We start from the raw sequence: 23,220 nt of genomic DNA on the forward strand, positions 1-23,220 counted from the left end.
ATTTTATGTAAAAACAGGATCAACTGAATCGTCCTGTAATATAATTCTGTGTTCTGCTGTCTTTTGGATTGATGAACATTTCCCTGGTATCATTATACTCAACCAATTCGCCAAGGAAGAAAAAAGCGGTTTTATCACTTACCCGGGCGGCCTGCTGCATATTGTGTGTAACGATAACCAGTGTATAATTCTTTTTTAGCTCGTGCATTAGCTCCTCAATACTTGAGGTAGATATCGGGTCCAGTGCAGAGGTAGGTTCGTCCATCAACAATACCTCAGGTTCCATTGCAATTGCCCGGGCAATACACAACCTTTGTTGTTGGCCGCCCGATAAAAATGTTCCTTTTTTGTGCAATGTATCCTTTACTTCATTCCAGAGCGCTGCTTTCTGCAGTGAGTGTTCAACAATCTCATCACGTTCTTTTTTAGAAAGTTTGAATCCATTGAGCTTGTACCCTGCAATCACGTTATCATAAATACTAAGGTTTGGAAAAGGATTAGGTCGTTGAAAGACCATTCCGATCTTCAGACGTACCAGAATAGGATTCAGGCTGTATAAATCTTCATCATGCAAAAGCATCTCTCCTTGCACGCTTGCGCCTGGTATTAATTCATGCATACGGTTAATGCAGCGCAGGTAGGTGGTCTTACCACAACCCGATGGACCCATAACAGCTATGATATTATTTTTCGGAATGTCCATAGAGACATTCTTAACTACATGATTGGTTCCAAAATAGGCATTGAAATTCCTGCTACTTACAATTGTACTTTCCATCTTCTAGTTATCAGCTTTGTTATTAAGTTCATTGCCAGCACCCAGATCAACAATATCAGGGATGCTCCCCAGGCCAGGTCATGCCATTCATCATAAGGGCTGGTAGCATAATTAAAAATCAGGAGGGGAAGTGTTTGCATGGGCTTTAACACATTCGTTGTCAGGTAGGGATTACCAAAAGCTGTAAATAACAGTGGAGCTGTTTCTCCTGCTATCCTTGCTATGGACAACATCACGCCTGAAAGGATTCCGCTAACACCGCAGGGAATAATAACTTTTAATATCACTTTATGGTAGGGCAATCCAAGAGCCAGACCTGCCTCTTTTAATGTATCTGGTAATAATTTTAAGGTCTCTTCGGTGGAACGAATCACTATAGGCAGCATCATCAATGCAAGTGCGATACTGCCTGAAAATGCTGAAAAGCCACCTCTGGGTTTAACCACCCAGAAATAGATGACAATACCAATGACAATTGAAGGAGTGCCCTGTAAAACATCTACGGCCAGCCGGCTCCAGTAGGAAAGCTTAGCATTTTTATTCTCGCTCAGGTATACACCACAAAGGATTCCAAAAGGGACGGCAATAATTGTAGCTAATAAAACTATCAATATACTTCCTACCAGTGCATTGGCTATTCCACCGCCCAATTCACCAACAGGCTGTGGTATGTTTGTTAAGAATTGCCAGCTCAATTTGGAAAGGCCTGTTTTTAACACATAAAATATAATAGCTATCAGCGGAATGGTAATGAGGAAGGAATAAATAGTAATGACCACCTCTGAAGCTTTGTTCCTGGCGATACGGTATTTTATCTGGTTGTGAATATTCTTCCTATTCATTTGAAAACCGTTTTATGATCATCTTGCCAAGAATATTTACCAATACAGTCACTAAAAACAGAACAAGTGCAAGTTCAATTAAAGCAGCCAGGTAAACCGACCTATCCGCTTCCGTAAATTCATTGGCAATTACACTAGCCATGGTATTGCCTGGATCGAAAATACTTTTAGGCATAATGCTGGTATTCCCAATGACCATCGTAACAGCCATGGTTTCACCTAAAGCTCTGCCCAGTGATAAAAGCATACCGGCAAATAATCCTGATTTAGTATAAGGTAAAATGACATGTTTCAAAACTTCGTAACGGGTGGCACCTAAAGAATAGGCACCTTCCTTTAAAGCAGAAGGTACCATCCTGATCAATTCCCTGCCTAAAGAAGCAGCATAGGGAATGATCATTACTGCCAGAACCAGTGAGGAAGTAAATATACCGACTCCATAAGTTGCGACTCCCAATTTAGCTTCCAGTGCCCTAACGATTGGAACTAAAACTACAAGGGCCCAGAAACCATAAATAACTGATGGAACGGCAGCTACCAGTTCAACTATATTTTTCAGTAAGCCTGATAACCACCCGGAAGGTTTATATTCTCCCAGGTAAATAGCTATGGCATAGGAAAAAGGAACTGAAATGATAAGTGCAAGGAAAGATGTGAGTAGTGTACCCACAAGAAAAGGCAGTGCACCATACACATTACTAACGGGGTCCCAGGTTCTACTCCAAAAAAAGGAAAATCCTAAAGCCTTTATAGAGGGCATGGCATGTACCACAAGAGTAATAAAAATTCCAAGGGTTATTACTACCATGACCAAAGCAATGATCACCAGCGTTCTTTTAAATGCCGTTTCGGTTCTTATCTTCCCGTACGAAAAAATCTTAGAAACTCTTTCCATGTAATTGGATAATGCTGGTGTTAACCTAATCAGTATATGGGTAACGAATCCAGTATAAAAACTATTTCTTTAAAATCGGTTGTCCATTAAATGTTGCAGACTTTAAAATATTCTCCGCGACGGTAACTGCTTCCGGAGATAGACGTGCATAATTCAATGGTTCGCAATACTCCTGACCTTCATGAATATTCCACCATAAAAGATCCAACAACTTGCCAGCTTTTTCCTGTGAACGGTTGTTATAGGATTGTTCTTTATAAATAAGCGCCCAAGAAAATCCACTGATCGGGTAACCATCAGCAGCGTCAGTATTGGTGAGCGAAATTTTTGCATCAGCCGGCAATTGAATATTACCTGCAGCACTTGTTGAAGCAACAGAAGGAGTGATAAACTTTCCAGCCTTGTTTTGTACGCTGGCAAAAGCCATTTTGTTTTGGATAGCATATGCCAGTTCAATATAACCGATAGCTCCCGGAGTTTGTTTTACTAATCCTGCCACGCCTTCATTTCCTTTACCACCAAGGCCAATAGGCCAGTTAATAGAAGAGCCTTTGCCAGGCTTTGTGTTCCATTGCGCATTTACTTTAGACAGGTAAGTTGTAAAAATGTTTGTGGTACCACTACCATCTGAACGATGTACCACAACAATTGGTGTAGAAGGCAATTGAGTGCCCGAATTAACTGCTGCAATTTGCGGATCATTCCATGTTTTAATTTTTCCTAAAAATATATTGGCAATAATCTCGGGGGTCAACTTCACAGTGTCTTTCATATTGGAAAGGTTGTAGCTTAAAACCACTGCACCTGCACACATTGGAATATGTAAAGCCGGAACGCCCATCTTTTGCTCTTGTTCTTCATTGAGGGGTGCATCAGAAGCACCGAAATCTACTGTTTTATTGGTCAATTGAAGGATACCACCTCCAGAACCAATAGACTGGTAATTTACCTGCAAACCAGTTTTCTTATGATATTCTGAAAACAGTTTAGAAAATAATGGGTAAATAAAGGTACTACCAGCACCTAAAATGGTGTTATTGTCCCCTGATCCTTTTTCAGCCATTTGCCCGGGCGTAGCATTATCGCCACCATTACAAGCCATTAAAGAAATGACCACTAATGAAAGACTAACAAAAAATACCCTTTTTAAATTTGATCTGTGTAATTGCATATTTAAGATTTTATTGAATATCTATCTACCAAAAACAAAATAAAATGTTGCCCTGTATACCAGGTCGTGATCTTTCCTGGCTTTTCCTGTAACATCATTACGCTCGCTTTCATATTGGTTATACCATATATTAGGCATAATGTGCACATTTTTGATGGGTGTAAAATCCAAGCCTGCGGTTATAAATTGCTCTTTATTATTAGGTTCAAAATTGGAAGAGAGCGGATTATAAACCTGGTAAAATTTGTCGTTGTATTTTGTATCGGGATTGTACCAATCAGACCTTGCAAAAAACCCAAGTTTATCCTTTAAAATTTGTCCCCGAACATAGGTAGAAATACCTTCTGCATCAGCATTTAATGTATCCCTGGCCGTTCCTCCAATTATTGGCCTGAGGCCCACTACATCTTCCTGTCCATGACTTTTGAAAGCTTCAACACCAAAGGTTATTCCCGGGGTGGTGTAAGCAGCGAATGCTTTAACCATGTTACGGGAATGATGAAATTCCGGGGTCCAGTTGAGGCGTTCATAGTCTGCAAAAAGACTAAATACCAGTCGTTTATCCAGAAACTTAGCATATACATCGCCGTAAAAATGTTTAAACTTATTGGTTTCCGGCCTGGCACCAGAGCCATTTCCTACCATAAGGTTATAACCATAGTTCCCGGTTTCGGGATCAAATTTACCTTGCAGCGAAAGACCCAGGTCAAAGGAAGGCATACGCCGGATATCAGCTATGGTCCTTTCTATAGAACGGTAACCCCAAACAGGTTCTTCAACCAGGGAAAAAACCGGAGTAGCAGATTGGCCTATTACAAGGTCTGTACCGTGCCAGATATTCTTCCATCGCAGATTGGCATACTTGATATAAAAAGTATATTTTCCATTAGCTGTGAGATCACCGCCGATTACACCTGAGGGAGCACCAGCATTATCTTCTGCAGCTAATAACAACTCTGCTGAAAATTTTGGATGAATATCATAGTTATACCCAAGATAGATACGACGGAACTGAAAAGCATTTCTACCCTTTTCAATACCTGTATATTGGTTTGCCCCACCCCTGCTTAGCGAATCACTATGACCTTTGTAATAATAATCTCCAAAAGAATAGCCCCATAGCTTACCGCTGGGCTTAAAGGTGGAGTCTGTTTGAGACTGTGCATTTACATTATAAACCAAACAAATGTCCATGCACGTCAATAATGTCAAATACATTAAATATTTTACCCGCATATTGATTTAATTTTCCCATTGCAAAAAGAGGAAACCAGTATTACCAAATTGTTAAGCCAGTATTACGATAATGTTATTCCTGCCTGTTAATCTTTAATCTTTGATGCAATTAATGCACCTATAGGCTAATAGAAGAAGTAATAGTTCAGTAATTGATTATGAAACATTAATGCAATAGATTTATTATTTCTATAATAATTGAGAAATAAAAACCCTGCAAGGTTCACTCATTGCATAGCGTATGCATCTAATAAATAATACAGCAGTTTAAATTATATTCACTTCCCTTTCCAGTTGTATTCCAAATTTATCATCTACTGAAGAGACAATGTCTTTACTTAACGCATAAATTTCCCCACCACTTGCATTTCCGTAATTCACCAGCACCAAGGCCTGTTTGGAATAGCAACCAGCATCTCCTTTACGAAACCCTTTCCACCCGCATTGTTCTATGAGCCAACCTGCAGGTACTTTTATAAATCCTTCTCCTGCGGGAAAGGATGGCATACCTGGATATTCTTCTTCCAGCGAACGGAACTTTGATATGTCCACAACAGGGTTTTTAAAAAAGCTTCCTGCGTTCCCAATAACTTTAGGATCTGGTAGTTTTGAATTGCGTATTTCAATAACGGCTTTTGATATAGCTTCAATGCTTAGGTTCTGGATACCCATATTATCAAGTTCCTGCCTGATGGCCCCATACTTTATATTAAAAGAGGGCACCTTATTTAATCGATAAGTAACCGATGTAATAACAAATTGCCCTTTGTATTTATTTTTAAAAACACTATCACGGTAACCAAAAGCACAGTCATTTAAAGAAAACCGTGTTAGTTGTTGCTCATAAACATGGTAAGCCTCGAGTTCATGAAATATATCTTTTACTTCCACCCCGTAGGCCCCAATGTTTTGCATAGGAGATGCACCAATATTCCCTGGTATCAATGAGAGATTTTCAACCCCAGCATATCCCCGGGCTACGCAGTATATAACAAATTGATGCCAGTTTTCACCTGCCCCTGCGCGGATATACAAATAATCCTTGTCTTCATTGACCAACTCCACACCTTTTAATTCATTTTTTAAAACCAGGCCATCATAATCTTTAATCAGTAATATATTGCTTCCACCCCCGAGAACAAGAAGATCAAGATTACGTTCTTTACGATAGGCCAATAAGGATTCCAATTGCTTTAATGAAGAAAATGCTGCAAACAATCGTGCACTGGCATCAATACCAAAAGTATTATAGGATTTAAGAGAAATATTATGTTGTATCTCCATCATATCTTAATCAAACTACTCTGAATATGAATCTTTAAATAGCATCTACATCTGGAACAATAACTACTTTTTTAAACCGTGCTTCGCTGTGAAGTTGATTGCACCCATTGAGAATATCCCTCTTACACCTGGCAATTAATTGGCTGTCTCTTGGGAGTTTTATCAACAATTCCATCAGGAACATATTTCTTACACGATTGACCACTGGTTCTGCCGGGCCTACAAGATATTTTCCATAAGGCACTTCGATTGATCTGGCAAAAACATGAGCAGCATCAGTCACGACATCTCTTTCCTTATGCCTGAACTGAACCTGGATGATCCGCGAAAAGGGTGGATAAAAGAATTGTCTTCTTTTTTCAATCTCTTCATTGTACATCCCTACATAATCATGTTGTAATACATGCAGCAACACGGGATGTTTTGGATTAATGGTTTGAATTAAAACTCTTCCGGCACTATCCCTCCTACCGGCCCTGCCACTTACTTGCTCCATTAACTGGAAGGCACGCTCGTTAACACGGAAATCAGCAAAGTGGACCAAAGCATCTGCATCCAAAATACCTACCAGGTCAACATTGTCAAAATCAAGACCCTTTACTACCATCTGGGTACCAACGAGCACATCGATCTTTTTTTGCTCAAACTGTTGAATTAAAATATCATGAGCATTCTTATTCCTTACGGTGTCAATGTCCATGCGACCTATTTTCACACCTTCCAGTTCAGTTGTCAATACTTCTTCGATCTTTTCCGTTCCAAAGCTTCGCTGCACTAATTTATCACTGCCGCAAGCCTGGCAGGTTGCTGTAATGGGATAGATACTTCCACAATAATGACATTTTAATTTATTGGAGAATTTGTGATAGGTTAGAGACACATCGCAGTTCCTGCATTCTGCAATCCAACCACATACAGTGCAAACCTGGTAAGGGGCATACCCCCTACGGTTTTGAAAAAGTATAGTTTGCTTTCCTTTTGCTGCAGTTGCTTTTATCTCATCCAATAACTGGGGTGACAGCATGATCTTTTCACCTGGTTTTTTTGCTATGGTCCTTGTATCCACAATCTCCATTGCAGGAAGCTTTACATCACCAAAGCGTTCTGATAAAGTAACCAACCCATATTTATCCTGCTTTGCATTATAATAGGTTTCCAGGGAAGGTGTGGCGCTGCCCAACAACACTTTTGATTGTAACAATGATGCCATAAAGATTGCGGCATCGCGACCATGATACCTTGGAGCAGGATCCTGTTGTTTGTAAGATGAATCATGTTCTTCATCGCAAATAATCAATCCAAGATCATGATAAGGAAGGAATAAGGATGATCGGGCACCCAACACTATTTTCAACTCTCCGCTCTTCACCTTATTCCAGATCTCCACCCGTTCATTCTGACTAAACTTTGAATGATAGATCCCAATGTAACCACCAAAATGTTTTTGAAGTCTTCTGATGATCTGTGAAGTAAGCGTAATCTCGGGTAACATATAGAGCACCTGTTGCCCTTTTCGAATAAATTGCTCAATCAGTTTAATATAAACATGAGTTTTGCCGCTTGAAGTTATACCATGCAGCAGGCACACCTTCCTGGAATCAAAACACAATTGCACCTTTTGAAAAGCTTCCTGCTGTGAGGCAGTCAGATCAAAGTCAACAAAGATATCTTTTGGCGCAAAATGAAGCCTGTCAACACTTCTTTTCTCAATCCGAAGAACCCCCTTCTCTACCAGGCCTTTTAATTGAGCATCTGAGGCACTACTCTTTTTTAGCAATTCTGTCTTTGTTACTTCTCCCTGGGTTTTCATGAGGTGCAGGTAAGCCAGTAAGAGTTCCATCTGTTTAGGTGCACGGCCCCAATTATTCAATAATTCAGACAACCGGTCTTCGTTATCAAACTCATGTTCTAATAAAACGAAACTTTCCTTTTTAGAATTGAATGTCTGCTTCAGTGATTCCCACACGAAACAAAGTTTTTTCCCTATCAACCGGTTCACGATAGGATATACATGAGTGACATCAAGTATTTGCTGAACCTCGGACAATTTCAACTCATGCTTCAAAAGCAATGCTTCAGCCACCAGGTATTCTTCATTATCTAATGCCGAGAAATCATCACCAAATTCTTCATTATAAATCAGGATCGTTTCACTTGACAATTTAAAATGTGATGGCAAGGCTGCAGCCATTACTTCTCCCTCACTGCACATATAATATTCTGCCATCCATTCCCAAAACTGCAATTGATATCGTTGAATGACGGGTTCAGGATCTAGTAGATTAATGATCTCCTTGGCTTCAAAACTCGAAGGTTCATCTGAATGAATACGTTTTATTACACCTGCATATCTTTTATTTTTTCCCAGGTTGACTTCTACACGGCAGCCTACCTGTAAGCTGTCTAGCATTTTGTCAGGTATTTTCCATGTATAATTCCTGGGCAAAGCGAGCGGTATAATAACTTCTGCAAACATTTCCTACATGTAAAAATAGTGGAGAACAAAGATTAAGGATTTATAAAAAGAATATGCTTTTATTAAAAGATTAAGGGTATAGTGAGAAATTATACTTTAGCTCCTTCAGAAATGCCAGATATCCATTCTACTTCTTGCTTTATTAATTCTGCCTGCATTATGGCAAAAACTTTTTCCTTTAAGGCTGATACATCAGCCATGCTTAGACCCTCTACGGAAATCGATGGAAGGAATAAAGCCCTGCTTTTACCTGGATTTAAAGAAAATATGGAGGCATAATGCATTCGGGAATATGCATCCAGCAATAATACAGGCTTTATGGGTGTTCCTGTTTCTATGGCAATGCGAAATGCACCATCATAAAACTCTTTTAATGGTTTATGAGTAAGGTTAAAAGTACCCTCCGGAAAAACAAGTACAGATATACCTTTACGTAATACAGATTTCATAATCTGGACGCTTCTTGACCTGTTTGCTGAACTGGATCTGTCAACTGTAACAATAACGTTCTTATAAATAAAGCCAAAGATGGGAATCCGCGCCATCTCCACCTTGCCCAGTGGCTTTACAGGGTGACGGAATGCTTTTGGAATAATAGCAGAATCAAGGTATGAAATATGATTTAATACATAAATGTAAGAACGCTCCTTTTCAGGTTTTTCCAGGTATATATTATGATGACGTATGAATAAAAGGAAAAACCAAATATCCGCCCATACTACACATCCATAATAAATAAGATTACCAGCCTTTATCCTTCCCATAGGCAGTACAGCCAATGACCAAATAAATACTGGTATCATTAGAATTACAAACACCACAAAGGCATAAATAACGTACAGTATTTGAAAAGGCCTGCGAAGTGCTTGCATTAGTTAAGTATTTTCTGCGCTTTTTCGTACTTCGTTACAGGATCTCCGGGGCAATGACATTCAAAGTCCTGATCAAGATTGTAGCAGGTTATAACTTTTGTTTTATTATCACACTGGCCAAATATTACCCGAATATGTTCCCTGTCGTGGGTATAGCCCTGAACAGCATAAACCGGGCAGGGTGACTCATTTACTTCACTTTTGGAATAATTAATTTGCCCATTACGCATTATATCTTCAATATCTTCCTGGCTTATATGACGACACTTCATACGGCATTTTGCATGAACCGTATATTCGATATATGATAATGTGCGGTCAAAACCACGGTTTCTTTTGTTGGTTACTTTTCCACCCTTCTCAACATTTTGGTTATTACCATCCTGTCCCTTCCAGTGTTTTAAAAAAATTACTAGTATAGCTAACAGGATCAGTATCAGGTAAGGGGCTGCTTTTTTCATTAATGGCATTGAATTGCAAGTATAATAATTATAAATGTTAGGTTGGAATTGAAAAAGTTGAAGGCATCATTCTCCCCTTATGTAGTCCGGAGTTAAAATGCTAAGTGTTATCTATTAATTACTTCTTATTTATGAAGCATTTTATGTATATATATTAATATTATGCGATCTTAGAACCAATGAAAGACCAATCCTTGGCTGCTGAAACAGTAAACAGGAAAACATCTACTTTTCCGCAAATTGATCCACTTAAACTTCTGCAATCTATTGTTGATGTAATTTTCGTAGTAGATGAAAAAGGATATTTTCAATACGTTAGCCCGTCTTGCTATGAATTATTGGGTTATGAAGAAGTTGAAATTGTAGGCAAATCTTTTATAAACTTTATTCATCCTGATGATATAGAAAATACGGTTAAGATTGTAAAGGAGGCTACCCATAACTGCCGCACGTCCAACTTTGAAAACAGGTATATTCATAAGGATGGTTCTATCATACCTATCATTTGGTCAGGCAGGTGGGATAACAATGAAAGGATGTTGTATTGTAGTGCCAGGAATGGCTCAGAGAAATATGAGGTGGAACATAGGTTGCAAAAAGCACAGAAGATGGCCAGAGTTGCCAATTATGAATTTGACATCATTAATAATATCTATACTTATACTTCAGATACCCTATTTGAAATCTTTGGCCTGGAAAAATCAAATTATCCGCAATTCACATCCGAGGTTTTCTGGTCATTAGTTCATCCTGAAGATCTACCATTTGTAAGGCAAACAATTCTGCAACCGGATTTCATTATCAATTCACAACACGAATATCGAATTATTCGCCCTGATGGCAAGATTGCATATATCAGCAGGCATAGAGAAATAATCAGGGATGAGGAAGGAAATCCGATCAAGACTATAGGCACTTTGCAGGATATCACTATTCAAAAAACAGGGGAATTGGCTGTACAACAAAGTGAGATCCGTTTTAGATCCCTTGTAGAAAATGGAAATGACCTGGTTGGGATAATAGATTTGACTGGCAAATACATTTTTGTTGGGATGAATGTAAAGGTCCATCTAGGATATGATGCCCAGGAAATGATAGGAAAGAATGCGTTTGACTATATACACCCTGACGATTTAAGGGGAATTGCAGAAGTCTTAAATCAAATACAGTATGCACAATCTCTGAATGTTGCACCATTTCGATTCATTAATAATAAAGGTGAATACAGATGGGTAGAGACTACTGTCTCCAATCACCTGCAAAATCCTGCTATTGGCGGTCTTGTTACTAATTCGAAGGATATTACTGAGAAAAAGTTAAAGGAGGATGCACTCAGGCTAAGTGAACAACGATTCAAAGCCCTGGTACATAATGGCTCGGACCTGATCGTGATTATTGATGATAAGGGAAGCTTTAACTATATAAGTGATAATGTAAAATCAGTTTTGGGTTATATACCTGAAGAAATGATTGGCAAGAATGCATTGGAGTTCATTCATCCTGAAGATATCGAAAAAGCGTCATTTGAGATCCAAACCCTTTTACATGGGAATCGCACGCCCAAAGGAGTTCAGCACCGTTTTAAAGATAAAAATGGCAAGTGGATATGGATGGAGTCAAAAGGAAGCAATCATTTGAATAATGAAACTCTAAAAGGTATACTAGTTAACTCCCGTAATATTGATGACAGGGTAAAATTACAAGAGCGGCTGAACCAGGAACTCCTGAATAAACAGAAAGAGATCACTTCTGCAGTGATCAAGGCACAGGAAGCAGAGCGTTCACAATTAGGATTGGAACTTCATGATAATGTTAACCAGATACTAACTACTGTGAAATTGTATAATGAAATGTATTTAACAGGCTATCTCCATGATAAAGAATTATTGGTAAAGTCAACCCAGTACACCCAGGATTGTATTAATGAGATAAGGAACATTTCAAAAAGGCTTTCTGCTCCTACACTTGGAAAAATATCTATTAAAGATTCTATCAAAGAGTTAATCAATTCTATCAATATTACCAAACGCTTAGAGATCATCTACCTGCCGCATGGCATTGACAACTATACTGCTTCTGAGGATCTTCATACATCGCTTTACCGAATTGTTCAGGAAAGCCTGAATAATATTCTTAAATACTCAGGCGCCCGGATAGCAAGCGTTGAGATCATTAGGCAGGAAGGCTCGCTGGTTTTAAAGATCTGTGATAATGGGAAAGGGTTTGACACATCAACAAAAAGAGGTGGCATAGGCATAACCAATATGAAAACAAGAGCTGAGAACCTGAATGCTTCCTTCCGTTTAACAAGTTCCCCGGGCCGGGGATGCCAAATTGAGATATGTTTCCCGATTTATGAAGAAACAGATACAGAAAACTGACTTTGACATTGAATTATTTATCAGTTTGTTTTAAATAAAGCCACATTGAAAGAATTGATGAACCATCGTTTTAAAAGCAAGGGCAATGTAATGAGGATCTTTTTACCTCGCAATTTAAAACTGTTGTACTGTCATTGCACTGAATAAATAAGATTTGTAACGTTCGGTTTCCTGATATTACTCCCTGTAATAATAACTCAGGGCAAGGCTTATAATTCATCTCACTTCCTCTATAATTAATTATACCCCTTTTCATAACCAATTCAATTTCCTCATTACCTATATGGAAACATTTCATACTACATAGAGCTTTCTCCGAATATAAAATATTCTTTGGATGCCTATTAAAAAATTCAGATTTTTTTGGTTCGTGTTGAATTCGGGACACCAGAATAGCCAAAACTGTAAGTACCAGGCAAAGCGAAAAGATGACATTTTTATCTTTCATTGTCCAGAGCAATATAATTATCCCCTAAGAGATTATTGATCATATCCTTTATTGCCTGGAGCGTTATAGCCATGGCTCTTCTTAACATTTTCATAATACCTCTTTATGATTCAATCATCCTCGTCCTTTTGCCTAACTTTGGCAGCTCATGGAAAAACAGCGTTCAGTTGCCTTTCATACACTCGGTTGTAAACTGAATTTCTCGGAGACCTCAACACTTTCCAGAACCCTGGAATCGCAGGGGTTTTTGAAAAAAGAATTTGAGGAAAAAGCTGATGTATATGTTATCAACACTTGTTCAGTTACTGATAATGCTGATAAAGAATGCAGACAACTTGTAAGACGCATACAAAGAAAATCACCTGAAAGCCTTGTGGTGATAACCGGATGCTATGCTCAGCTAAAGCCTAAAGAAATATCTGATATCCCCGGTGTTGACCTTGTTTTGGGTGCAGCAGAAAAATTTAATATTGCTCAGCATCTAAAAGAATTGACAAAAGGAGATTCTGCAAGGATAAGCAGTTGTGATATTGAGGATGTGTCAGGTTTTAATGCGTCCTATTCATTAAATGACCGTACAAGAACATTTTTAAAAGTACAGGATGGTTGTGACTACACCTGCGCATTTTGCACAATCCCCATGGCACGGGGAAAAAGTCGTAGTGATAGTATAGCCAATGTCTTGCATAATGCCCGGGAACTAGCTAAAAATGGCGTCAAAGAGATTGTTTTAACAGGAGTTAACCTTGGAGACTTTGGAAAAGGTGGAGATGGAGCAAGGAAACATGCAGAAGACTTCTACAGCCTTATCCAGGAGTTGGATAAAGTGGAAGGTATTGAACGTTACCGAATCTCTTCTATCGAGCCAAATCTGTTGACTGAAGAAATAATTCAATTTGTAGCGTCAAGCAAAAAGTTCATGCCTCATTTTCATGTACCTCTCCAAAGTGGCAACAATGAGATACTGGCATTGATGCGCCGTCGGTATAAAAGAGAATTATATGCAGAACGTGTAAAATTGATCAGGGAATTAATGCCACATTGTGCCATTGGCGTGGATGTAATCGTGGGCTTTCCATCTGAATCAGATGAACATTTTAATGATACCTACGAATTTCTCCATAAGTTGGATGTATCCTATCTACATGTTTTTACTTACTCAGAAAGAGATAATACTAAAGCTCTCGAAATTAAACCTGTTGTTCCCATGTCTGTACGACATGAAAGAAATAAAGTTTTGCGAAACCTCAGCTATATGAAACTGCAATACTTTACTGAACAGCATCGTGGCCAAACAAGAAAGGTTCTATTTGAAGGACATGAAAAAGTTGGAATGATGGAAGGATATACAGATAACTATATACGGATTACCACTCCACACAATCCTGAATGGGCTAATAAAATAGTTGACTGGAAAATATAAGGTGATATAAATGAATAAATACCTGGCGATAATAGAATTTGTCTGGAATGATGAAGCCATTAAAATTATAGAGGAACACCGTGAATACATCAATAACCTGATAGATGAACAGGTGATTGAACATTATGCAGTAAGTATGGAAATACAAACTGTTTGGGTCACAATCAATGCACAAAATAAAATGTCAGCGAGAAAGCTCCTCAATAAATCTCCCTTTAAGAAATTTTGGAAATTGCAAATCCATGAACTCATTATATGGGATGGGCAGAATTATCGTTTGCCTATAGTACAGTTAAATTGAAACTTCTATCCTTTGCGAATCCATTGACCAATGGCAATAGCAAGTACTAAAAATATAGAGGCACCCGCCAAAGCAAGTTTTTTAGGGTCTTTTTTCATAGCCATAAAGGTACTGTAAATGGTTAAGATGTTTAACCAATGCAATCCTTCATAAAGGTTACTCTTTAATCAGTAAACTGTAGGATAATATGTAAGAACCTCAGGATAACCCTATTATTTTTCCATCCTCATCAATATCCATTAATTCTGCTGCCGGATGTGAAGGAAGGCCAGGCATGCGCATGATATCTCCTAATATGGGGACAATAAATCCTGCCCCGGTAGCCCATTCAAATTCCCGTACTGTAATAACGAAATCACGAGGCCGGGCTAACTTCTTTTCATCATCACTCAAACTCTTTGGCGTTTTTGCCATGCAAACAGGCATTTGTTCAAAACCCAGTTTTTTTATTTCTTTCAGCCCCTGTTTAGCCTTTTGGGAATATTCCACTCCTTTAGCGCCGTACATTTCGGTAGCAATGCAATGAATTTTTTCTTCAACCGAAATATTCCAATTGTATAAAGGTTGAAAATGGTTATTATTTTGTTCAATACAGTGAACAATTTCTGTAGCAAGTTCTATGGAACCAACGCCTCCTTCTGTAAATGCTGTTGATATCACAGCCTTTGTTCCCATTTTTTCGCAGCATAGTTTTACAAATTCTATTTCTTCTTTGCTATCTCCGGGAAAAACATTTAGCGCAATCAATGGTTGCAATCCATACATCTGAATATTCTCTATATGCTTTTGCAAATTTGATATTCCTGTTTTTACTGCTTCAATATCAGGATATGCTAACACATCCTTTTTCACCCCTCCATGATGCCTCAGGGCCCTGATGGTAGCTACAATCAAAACTGCTTCGGGCTTTAACTCTCCTGCTACACATTTAATATTAAAAAACTTCTCGGCTCCCAAATCAGCCGCGAAACCTGCCTCTGTAATAACATAATCTGATAAGGAAAGCCCCATTTTTGTAGCAATGATCGAATTGGTACCCTGTGCAATAGAAGCAAAAGGGCCCCCATGGAGTATAACAGGTGTCCCTTCAATGGTTTGAACAAGATTGGGCTTTATGGCATCTTTTAATAAAACTGCCATTGCCCCTACTGCTTTCAGGTCCCTGGCAAATACTGGCTCACCTTCATAGGTAAGGCCAATATAAATATTACCTAGTTTTTCTTTCAGGTGATTAAAATCCCTGGCAAGACACAGTATGGCCATGATTTCTGAAGCAGGCGTTATATTAAATCCATCTTCTCTTGGTATACCATTAGCCGTTCCACCAAGTCCTACTATGATTTTACGTAAAGAACGATCGTTCATATCCATAACCCGCTTTCAAACAATAGTCCTCGGATCTATATTCAAACCATTTGGATGTTGCAAATGATTATCAATGATTGCAGCCAGTAAATTATTAGCCCGTTCTATTGCAGAAATGTCACCTGTGAAGTGCAGGTTAATATCTTCCATCGGTATGACCTGAGCATAACCTCCACCTGCAGCTCCACCCTTCAATCCAAATACAGGTCCTAACGATGGTTCCCTGAGAACTGCCATTGCTTTTTTACCTATTCTATTCATTCCATCTGCCAGGCCTATACTCATTGTAGTCTTACCTTCACCTGCAGGTGTTGGTGTCATGGCTGTAACCAGTATTAAATGATTTTGCCTGATCTTATCTTCATCTATTAATGACAATGGAAGTTTAGCTTTATACTTTCCGTAATATTCCAGATCATCTTCATTAATACCGAGCTGAATGGCTATCTTCTTTATGTGCTTTATTGGCGCGCTTTGTGCAATTTCAATATCTGAAGGAAAGGTGACCATTTTACTATTATTTGATCAAAGCAAACTAGCAAAAAGTACACTTAAACATTATGAGAAGAATCACAGAAAGTACTTATCAATATCATTTGATATAGAATAAAATGAAGTAATCTCCTACGCTTAAAACATATCTTATCCTCTGAAAAGGTAAAACCCTGGTACCAACACTTTAACTAACTGATACACCTATTAATTTCCCAATGCCAAATGTTATGGCTGCTGCTATCAGGCCAAAGAGTACTTGCCTGAACCCGGAGAACCATAAATTTTTACCTGTGAATAAAGTAATGGCACTACCAATGAGGAACAGCCCTAAAGCACTAAAGATGACACTCAGTATTATAGACTTTAGACCAGTTGCGAACAGGAAGGGTGCCAATGGAATTATTGCACCTATGGAAAACAATATAAAAGAATAAACAGCCGCTTGCAACGCCGATCCTTTTAATTCTTCAGCATTAATACCCAGTTCTTCCCTCACTAAAATTTCGTGTGCTGCGCCTGTATCTTTCATTATATCGGAAGCCATCTGGTATGCCTGCGCCTCTGGAATTCCTTTGGCGATATAAATAAGGGCGATTTCCTTCATCTCTCCTTCTGGATTTGCCTTTACCTCCTCCATTTCTATAGTCATTTGATTCTCATACAATTCCTGGGAACTTTTTACTGAAATCCACTCACCAAGGGCCATAGATAATGCTCCGGCTAAAAGCCCGGCAATACCTGCCAATAAAACTTCACTACCACCAGCAGTTGCTCCAGCTACTCCCATAACAAGACTAAAGTTAGATACCAATCCATCATTTCCTCCCAGCACAGCTGCACGGATAGCATTACCACCAACAGAGCGGTGCCTACTCTCAAATTTAGAAAGTTGCATTCCCGTTACCTTACTTTGTTTCTCAAGAATGGATCGGAGAATATTTACATGTGTAGTTTCTGTACCTCTAAGTTCCTCACCGCTTTTCTTTATATTAGTAATGACCGCATTGGATATGCTTTTCTCAGTATTCATTAAGGACCCCAGAACATAATCGTAACCAAACACTTTACCAATTAAGTTTAAAGTCCTCGCACGCCATGAAGGTTTTAGCAATTGGCCCAGGTCAAGGTTTTGCTTTTTAGCAAATGCTTCAGCATGACTTTTCTCTATAGCGCTCATTTGTCGGTATACATAAGCGATTGTAGGGTCTTCTTCATGACTTGCTAATTGCTCATACAGGTAATGAGCATCGATCTCTGTTTGAATAGCTTTATTATTCACTTCCTTACTATTTATTCAAGTTGCTGGCATGATTTCAATGAACACTATTCATTGTATAATTATTGCCGGTTTATTATACAGAAGTAGTTTCTTAAATGTATATTAATTCACCATCATCAACAATAACCATGGTCATACTTATTAATGATCTATTTAAATAATAGATCTCCAGGTATTCCTGTGACTTATAAATGTTTCGGGATAAGTAAATTTGTTTCAGCGAACAAAATCCATATAATAGTGTAGGTTATTCCAATGCTTTTTTTACAATTCTGAACACCCTATAAAGTGAAGCCCCGGAAGTACCGGGGCTTCGTAAAAATCATAGCTTCGTTTTATCAAAAAGCTTTTAATTTCTGAGTAGATCCCAGGGATCTTTTATAGCCAACTCCCATTTCATTGAAAAGGAAGGCAAAACGATCAGCTATTTCATCAATGACCATTGATGTAGGCTTGCCAGCACCATGCCCTGCCTTTGTTTCTATCCTAATGACAACTGGATTGTTGCAATGCTGAGCAGCCTGTAAAGCTGCTGCAAACTTGAATGAGTGGGCAGGTACTACCCTGTCATCATGATCACCGGTAGTGATCAGAGTAGATGGATAACATACTCCTGGTTTAACATTATGAACAGGAGAGTATTTGAGCAAATAGTTAAACATTTCAGTATTATCATCAGCAGTCCCATAATCATATGCCCATCCCGCACCGGCTGTAAACTTATGGTACCGCAGCATATCCATTACTCCAACCGCTGGTAATGCTACACGGAATAGTTCCGGTCGTTGTGTCATACAGGCGCCAACAAGCAAGCCACCATTGGAAGCACCACTGATAGCGAGGAATTCCGGAGAAGTAAACTTTACTTTTATCAGGTATTCTGCAGCAGCTATATAGTCATCAAAAACATTTTGTTTATTCATTTTAGTACCGGCAAGGTGCCATTGATCTCCATATTCACCACCACCTCTTAAATTGGGTACCGCATATACACCGCCGTTTTCCATAAATACAATATTAGAAACACTAAATGAAGGCATGAGATTCACATTGAAGCCTCCGTAACCGTACAATAGAGTTGGATTCTTGCCATTTAGTACAATGCCTTTTTTATAGGTTATGATCATGGGGATCCGGGTACCATCTTTCGAAGTATAAAACACCTGCTTGCTTTCATACTGAGAAGGATCAAAAGATACTTTCGATCTTTTATAAACAGTTGAACTTCCAGTAGCTGGATTGTACTTAAATATAGTAGCTGGAAATATATAAGAGCTATAGGAATAATACACTTCCTTCGCATCTTTTTTTGAAGAAAAGCCCCTTGCACTACCCAGCCCCGGAAGCTGCACCTCTTTTTCTTTTTTACCTGACAGGTTGTACTGCACTATTTGAGATACAGCATCCTTTACATAGGAAGCAAAGAACTTATTTGCTCCAGTGGAAACATTTAATGGAAACCTGGTTTCAGGTATAATATCTTTCCAATACTCAGATGAAGGTGTCAATGCATCAGTTACCACCAGGCGATTGTTGGGAGCATTTTTATTGGTTAATATGTAGAGTTTGCCATGAGAAGCATAAACCACACTCTGGGTCGTTTCAAAACCTGTCACTATTGGAACAATAGGTGATTCTTTCTTTGTCAGGTCCTGGAAATATAATTCATTACCAGTTGTTGCAATTGCAGCCTGTATAATAAGAAAATTTTGATCTTCAGTAACATAGGCCTGCACATAGCGTCTTGGCGACTGAGCACCGCCAAAGATCAGTATATCTTCACTTTGTGGAGTATGAAGCCTATGAAAATACAATTTATGCTGGTCAGTTTTAGCTGATAATTGGCTGCCATCCTTTGGAACATCGTAGGTACTGTAAAAAAACCCCTCATTCCCTTTCCAGGATATATTGCTGAACTTAATGTTCTGAAGCGTATCGCCTACCCGTTCTTTAGTTGCAGCATTAATAACGATTATCTTACCCCAATCTGATCCCCCTTCAGAGATCATGTAAGCACACAAAGATCCATCCTTAGTAAAATGAGTACTTGATAAAGAAGTGGTACCATCCACTGAAAACCTATTGGGATCCAGGAAAACTTCAGGTTTGCCCGCAGATCGTTGCCTATAAAGTACAGACTGATTTTGTAAACCATCATTTTTATAGAAATAGGTATAATCTCCCTCTTTAAATGGAACAGAGTACTTTTCATAATTCCATAATTCTGATAAGCGCTCCTTAATAGCCTTTCGAAAAGGTATTTTTGATAGATATTTATCAGTTACTTCGTTTTCTTCCTTTACCCATGTTGCGGTTTCCTCACTCCTGTCATTCTCCATCCAGCGGTAAGGGTCCTTTACAGCCGTTCCAAATAACACATCTTCCTGGTCGCTTTTGTAGGGCCTGGGATATTGATCCTTTGTAATTCCTTGTTGGGCCATAGTAGTTAGGCTAAAGAAGCTGCATATCAATAACATTACTTTCATGAGTGATCAATTTATTGTGAGGATAATACAGCGGGTAATTGCTATAAGGCATAAAAATAGCTGCACTCCTAAATAAAAGAGATAAATATATAATATTAAAGTATTATAGCTATCCTTTTTATAGGGTCTACATATGGGCTCAATATCAAATTTACATGTAAGTAAGAGGCAGGGATTAACCCAGGTAATATAGAAACTGGTACTTATTACTTTGAAGCCATGGAATTCTCGAGCAGTTCTTCCGAAGAAGGATTACGAAGATTAGGAGTGCTACTAACAGGAATGGAAGATCTTTTTTTATTTTTCAGGCTCCTGCCCAAAAAAAGAAGGCTCAATAACCCTGACTGGCTGAATAATTTTTGTAAAAGTATAGGTATCAAAATAGAGATCATAAGGGCCAGCACCAGGATAGCCCACTTATTTTCAATCCCCATTCGTAATAATGCAATGCGTGTTCCCCCTGTAAAAAAAACATGAAATAAGAATATTTCATAAGCATATTGACCTATCCAGATAAGCATATTGCTTTTGAGGCGCAGCCTGAATAATAAATAGACACCACTGACTCCAACTACAAACGCCAGTATACTGATCCGTCCTTGCAATGGCAAAACTCCAAACCAACTAAGCTGCTGGATGCCTATTCCAATTAAGAACAGTATTGCCAGCCCAATTTCATACCCTTTCTTAAGTATTATCTTCTTATAACGAAAAAGAGAAATGCCAAATAGGAAAAAGGGAAATAAATATATAGCTCCTTTAAAACTAAAAAAATTCGGTACTGCTTCCAGGTAAGCAGAACTTATGAATAACAGGCATAGTGATGCTACTAAAGTAATAGCCCATCCTTTTAATGAATGAAAGAAAGGCTGGCTGTCAATAACAATAATTCCAAGAAAAATAATAAACAAGGAATAGATATACCAATATATATCATAGGGAAAGAAGATGTTCTTCCAAATATCTGAAAACTCTGGGGAGGAATTGGTACCCGGTGTTACAATCCTTAAGAGAAATAATAAAGTGCTGACTGTGATTAAAGGTATAAGCAGCCTTCTTATTTTATTTCTTAAAAAAACATTTCTGTTATAAAAAAAAATGGGTCTGTTAGCATATACCCATCCTGAGATCACAGTAAAAAGAGGCAAACGAATATATTCTAATGAAAAATATAAGTACCTAAAAATAGAATGATCTGCCACTTTCATTCCACCAGTATTATCAGAACCTATAATATGTCCAAAAACAACAAGGATAATTGCAATGCCTCTTAAACTCTCAACATATAAATTTTTCTTAACCGTAGTGGACTTATGCATTTTACCGAATATACTAGTGACTTACGCCATAGATTTTTTAATTGTATAGTCTTATGATCATTAGTTATTAACTATTGAACAGTTAATAAATTGCATTCACCTGCAAATCATAAGCCTGATTTAAAAAATGCGTAAAGAAAATTGAAAACCTAAATCCGTTATTGCTAGTGTAAGATATTAACAAAAGAAATTTACTAATAGCCCTCGCCTACATTTTTAATATGTTAATGTGTGTAGTTATTGTAATTAAATAATATATAGTGGAAAATATTGAGTGGATTGGTAATGGAAAAAACATAGACTTAAATACTAAGGGTTGTATTTGTTTACTGAATACTATCAGTACTTAAATACTTTACCGCCCGCCATCACCTGCCTTGTTTTTTCATCAAAGCTTGCTTTTTGTCCTGTATGCACGGCCGCATTGGTCATGATACAGGCTATAGAATGATGGTACCCGGCTTCCACAGGTGCATTGGGCTGTTTGCGGCTGCGAATACATTCCATCCAGTTACGCATGTGCGCATTGGTTAGTGCATCACCTCCGGTATTGGCAGAGGCTATAACTGGAATATTTTTATTCACAAGTTCCATTTCCGGCAACAGGTTGGCTGACATCTTCATTTCATCAGCGAAATTCTTTTGAAGTCCTCCTGCAGGTGATACTTTATTGGTGATCAGGTTCAATTCTCCCCCGTTGGAATAATAGATCTCCGAGGGATGTTCGTCACCATTATGCATACGCGATGAAAACACTACCTGGAACCCGGTTGTAAGATCATCCTTTGGGCCATAATCAAATACAGCTGTCGTGGTGTCCCAATTGCGGCGACCATCCTTCCACATATAAATGCCGCCATTGGCGACTACCGTTCTTGGGTGTGATAACCCCGAAAACCAATGCACCGTATCTATCTGGTGCGACATCCATTGACCAGGCATACCGGAAGAATAAGGCCAGAACAAGCGGTATTCCAAATACTTCCTGGGATCCCATGGTTCATAGGGCCTGTTCATCAAAAAACGCTTCCAGTCAGTATCCTGCTGTTTTATTTTAGCCACCAGTGCCGGTCTGCGCCAACGTCCCGGCTGATTGACATTCCAGCTTAATTCAACCATGGTGATCGGTCCAAATTTTCCATCACGGATAAAATCTGCTGCGGCCATATAATTAGCGCCACTTCTTCTTTGCGAACCCACCTGCACTATTTTCCCGGATGCTTTTACCGCCTTCAGCGCAGCATTGGCATCATCCATCGTTTCTGCAAATGGCTTTTCCACATACACGTCGCGACCTGCCTTTACTGCCTCAATGGTATGAAGTGCATGTTGAAAGTCCGCGGTGCTGATAATTACTGCATCAATGTCTTTATTTTCATATAAGGACTCATTATTGACATGGGCTTTCACCTCATGCCCGAATTTTTGTTGTAAAAGATCACGGCCTTCTTCCCTGCGCAATTTCCATATATCGGAAACACCCACTATATCGAAATTCAATTCTTTGTAGTGATTTAAAAAGCAGGGCAAATGGGAAAACCTGAAGCGGTCTGAAAATCCTATTACACCAACATTTACCCTGTCATTAGCACCAATAATGCGGGCATAGCTCTTCGCACTAAGACCCATAGTACCTAAATAAATTCCGGCAGCAGCCTTAGAAGAATGGACAATAAATTTTCGCCTGTTGATTGACATACAATTTGAT

General features: G+C 38.7%; 16 protein-coding genes and 1 pseudogene. 3 read left to right on the plus strand and 14 right to left on the minus strand.

What is annotated here, in order from left to right:
• Positions 1-19 precede the first annotated feature (19 nt).
• The 9 genes from pstB to BUA53_RS00825 all read right to left on the minus strand — a co-directional run bounded on the left by pstB (position 20) and on the right by BUA53_RS00825 (position 10,015).
• On the minus strand, positions 20-778 hold the full coding sequence (gene pstB, locus BUA53_RS00785) for a phosphate ABC transporter ATP-binding protein PstB (protein ID WP_072833331.1): 759 nt from the start codon (positions 776-778) through the stop codon (positions 20-22).
• Positions 760-1,620, minus strand: coding sequence for a phosphate ABC transporter permease PstA (gene pstA / locus BUA53_RS00790; protein WP_072833332.1), 861 nt, complete (start codon positions 1,618-1,620; stop codon positions 760-762). The genes pstB and pstA overlap by 19 nt, the downstream gene beginning before the upstream one ends.
• Positions 1,613-2,515: a phosphate ABC transporter permease subunit PstC gene (gene pstC / locus BUA53_RS00795; protein WP_072833333.1), complete on the minus strand. Its 903-nt coding sequence runs from the start codon at positions 2,513-2,515 to the stop codon at positions 1,613-1,615. Before pstC ends, pstA begins: the two co-directional genes overlap by 8 nt.
• A gap of 61 nt (positions 2,516-2,576) precedes the next feature.
• Positions 2,577-3,686 (minus strand): phosphate ABC transporter substrate-binding protein PstS, encoded by a 1,110-nt coding sequence (gene pstS / locus BUA53_RS00800; RefSeq protein WP_072833334.1) that lies wholly within the window; start codon positions 3,684-3,686, stop codon positions 2,577-2,579.
• 21 nt (positions 3,687-3,707) lie between these two features.
• Complete coding sequence (locus BUA53_RS00805; protein ID WP_175545988.1) at positions 3,708-4,880, minus strand: hypothetical protein; 1,173 nt, start codon at positions 4,878-4,880, stop codon at positions 3,708-3,710.
• Positions 4,881-5,189: 309 nt separating this feature from the next.
• Positions 5,190-6,209, minus strand: coding sequence for a UDP-N-acetylmuramate dehydrogenase (murB, locus tag BUA53_RS00810; protein WP_245792984.1), 1,020 nt, complete (start codon positions 6,207-6,209; stop codon positions 5,190-5,192).
• 31 nt (positions 6,210-6,240) lie between these two features.
• On the minus strand, positions 6,241-8,682 hold the full coding sequence (gene priA, locus BUA53_RS00815) for a replication restart helicase PriA (RefSeq protein ID WP_072833336.1): 2,442 nt from the start codon (positions 8,680-8,682) through the stop codon (positions 6,241-6,243).
• An 89-nt stretch (positions 8,683-8,771) separates the two neighbouring features.
• Positions 8,772-9,554, minus strand: coding sequence for a lysophospholipid acyltransferase family protein (locus BUA53_RS00820; RefSeq protein ID WP_072833337.1), 783 nt, complete (start codon positions 9,552-9,554; stop codon positions 8,772-8,774).
• Entirely contained in the window at positions 9,554-10,015 is a 462-nt protein-coding gene (locus BUA53_RS00825; protein WP_072833338.1) for a DUF4258 domain-containing protein, read from the minus strand. Before BUA53_RS00825 ends, BUA53_RS00820 begins: the two co-directional genes overlap by 1 nt.
• Before the next feature lie 179 nt (positions 10,016-10,194).
• Between BUA53_RS00825 and BUA53_RS00830 the strand changes: the two genes are divergently transcribed.
• From BUA53_RS00830 to BUA53_RS00845, 3 genes are all read left to right on the plus strand, one after another.
• Complete coding sequence (locus BUA53_RS00830) at positions 10,195-12,396, plus strand: PAS domain S-box protein (protein ID WP_072833339.1); 2,202 nt, start codon at positions 10,195-10,197, stop codon at positions 12,394-12,396.
• A gap of 596 nt (positions 12,397-12,992) precedes the next feature.
• On the plus strand, positions 12,993-14,267 hold the full coding sequence (mtaB, locus tag BUA53_RS00840; protein WP_072833341.1) for a tRNA (N(6)-L-threonylcarbamoyladenosine(37)-C(2))-methylthiotransferase MtaB: 1,275 nt from the start codon (positions 12,993-12,995) through the stop codon (positions 14,265-14,267).
• 10 nt (positions 14,268-14,277) lie between these two features.
• Positions 14,278-14,568 (plus strand): hypothetical protein, encoded by a 291-nt coding sequence (locus BUA53_RS00845; protein ID WP_072833342.1) that lies wholly within the window; start codon positions 14,278-14,280, stop codon positions 14,566-14,568.
• Positions 14,569-14,766: 198 nt separating this feature from the next.
• On the opposite strand, the pseudogene BUA53_RS00850 reads toward BUA53_RS00845, so the two are convergent.
• From BUA53_RS00850 to BUA53_RS00870, 5 genes and pseudogenes are all read right to left on the minus strand, one after another.
• A pseudogene (locus BUA53_RS00850) lies at positions 14,767-16,443 on the minus strand (formate--tetrahydrofolate ligase).
• Positions 16,444-16,612: 169 nt separating this feature from the next.
• Positions 16,613-17,707 carry a VIT1/CCC1 transporter family protein gene (locus BUA53_RS00855; protein WP_072833343.1) on the minus strand — a complete coding sequence of 365 codons (1,095 nt, stop codon included), beginning with the start codon at positions 17,705-17,707 and terminating at the stop codon, positions 16,613-16,615.
• 338 nt (positions 17,708-18,045) lie between these two features.
• Complete coding sequence (locus BUA53_RS00860; RefSeq protein ID WP_072833344.1) at positions 18,046-20,193, minus strand: prolyl oligopeptidase family serine peptidase; 2,148 nt, start codon at positions 20,191-20,193, stop codon at positions 18,046-18,048.
• Between the two features lie 206 nt (positions 20,194-20,399).
• A complete protein-coding gene (locus tag BUA53_RS00865; RefSeq protein ID WP_072833345.1) occupies positions 20,400-21,512 on the minus strand; it encodes an acyltransferase family protein in 1,113 nt (370 codons plus the stop codon).
• A 339-nt stretch (positions 21,513-21,851) separates the two neighbouring features.
• Positions 21,852-23,210 carry a Gfo/Idh/MocA family protein gene (locus BUA53_RS00870; protein ID WP_072833346.1) on the minus strand — a complete coding sequence of 453 codons (1,359 nt, stop codon included), beginning with the start codon at positions 23,208-23,210 and terminating at the stop codon, positions 21,852-21,854.
• Positions 23,211-23,220: the final 10 nt, after the last annotated feature.

The sequence above is a fragment of the Flavisolibacter ginsengisoli DSM 18119 genome (assembly GCF_900129295.1).
Lineage (GTDB): Bacteria > Bacteroidota > Bacteroidia > Chitinophagales > Chitinophagaceae > Flavisolibacter > Flavisolibacter ginsengisoli.

What these genes read in the sequence shown, in the direction of transcription:
- pstB (WP_072833331.1), bottom strand. Translation starts at nt 778, where the DNA reads ATGGAAAGTACAATTGTAAGTAGCAGGAATTTCAATGCCTATTTTGGA.
- pstA (WP_072833332.1), bottom strand. Translation starts at nt 1,620, where the DNA reads ATGAATAGGAAGAATATTCACAACCAGATAAAATACCGTATCGCCAGG.
- pstC (WP_072833333.1), bottom strand. Translation starts at nt 2,515, where the DNA reads ATGGAAAGAGTTTCTAAGATTTTTTCGTACGGGAAGATAAGAACCGAA.
- pstS (WP_072833334.1), bottom strand. Translation starts at nt 3,686, where the DNA reads ATGCAATTACACAGATCAAATTTAAAAAGGGTATTTTTTGTTAGTCTT.
- BUA53_RS00805 (WP_175545988.1), bottom strand. Translation starts at nt 4,880, where the DNA reads ATGGACATTTGTTTGGTTTATAATGTAAATGCACAGTCTCAAACAGAC.
- murB (WP_245792984.1), bottom strand. Translation starts at nt 6,209, where the DNA reads ATGATGGAGATACAACATAATATTTCTCTTAAATCCTATAATACTTTT.
- priA (WP_072833336.1), bottom strand. Translation starts at nt 8,682, where the DNA reads ATGTTTGCAGAAGTTATTATACCGCTCGCTTTGCCCAGGAATTATACA.
- BUA53_RS00820 (WP_072833337.1), bottom strand. Translation starts at nt 9,554, where the DNA reads ATGCAAGCACTTCGCAGGCCTTTTCAAATACTGTACGTTATTTATGCC.
- BUA53_RS00825 (WP_072833338.1), bottom strand. Translation starts at nt 10,015, where the DNA reads ATGAAAAAAGCAGCCCCTTACCTGATACTGATCCTGTTAGCTATACTA.
- BUA53_RS00830 (WP_072833339.1), top strand. Translation starts at nt 10,195, where the DNA reads ATGAAAGACCAATCCTTGGCTGCTGAAACAGTAAACAGGAAAACATCT.
- mtaB (WP_072833341.1), top strand. Translation starts at nt 12,993, where the DNA reads ATGGAAAAACAGCGTTCAGTTGCCTTTCATACACTCGGTTGTAAACTG.
- BUA53_RS00845 (WP_072833342.1), top strand. Translation starts at nt 14,278, where the DNA reads ATGAATAAATACCTGGCGATAATAGAATTTGTCTGGAATGATGAAGCC.
- BUA53_RS00860 (WP_072833344.1), bottom strand. Translation starts at nt 20,193, where the DNA reads ATGAAAGTAATGTTATTGATATGCAGCTTCTTTAGCCTAACTACTATG.
- BUA53_RS00865 (WP_072833345.1), bottom strand. Translation starts at nt 21,512, where the DNA reads ATGCATAAGTCCACTACGGTTAAGAAAAATTTATATGTTGAGAGTTTA.
- BUA53_RS00870 (WP_072833346.1), bottom strand. Translation starts at nt 23,210, where the DNA reads ATGTCAATCAACAGGCGAAAATTTATTGTCCATTCTTCTAAGGCTGCT.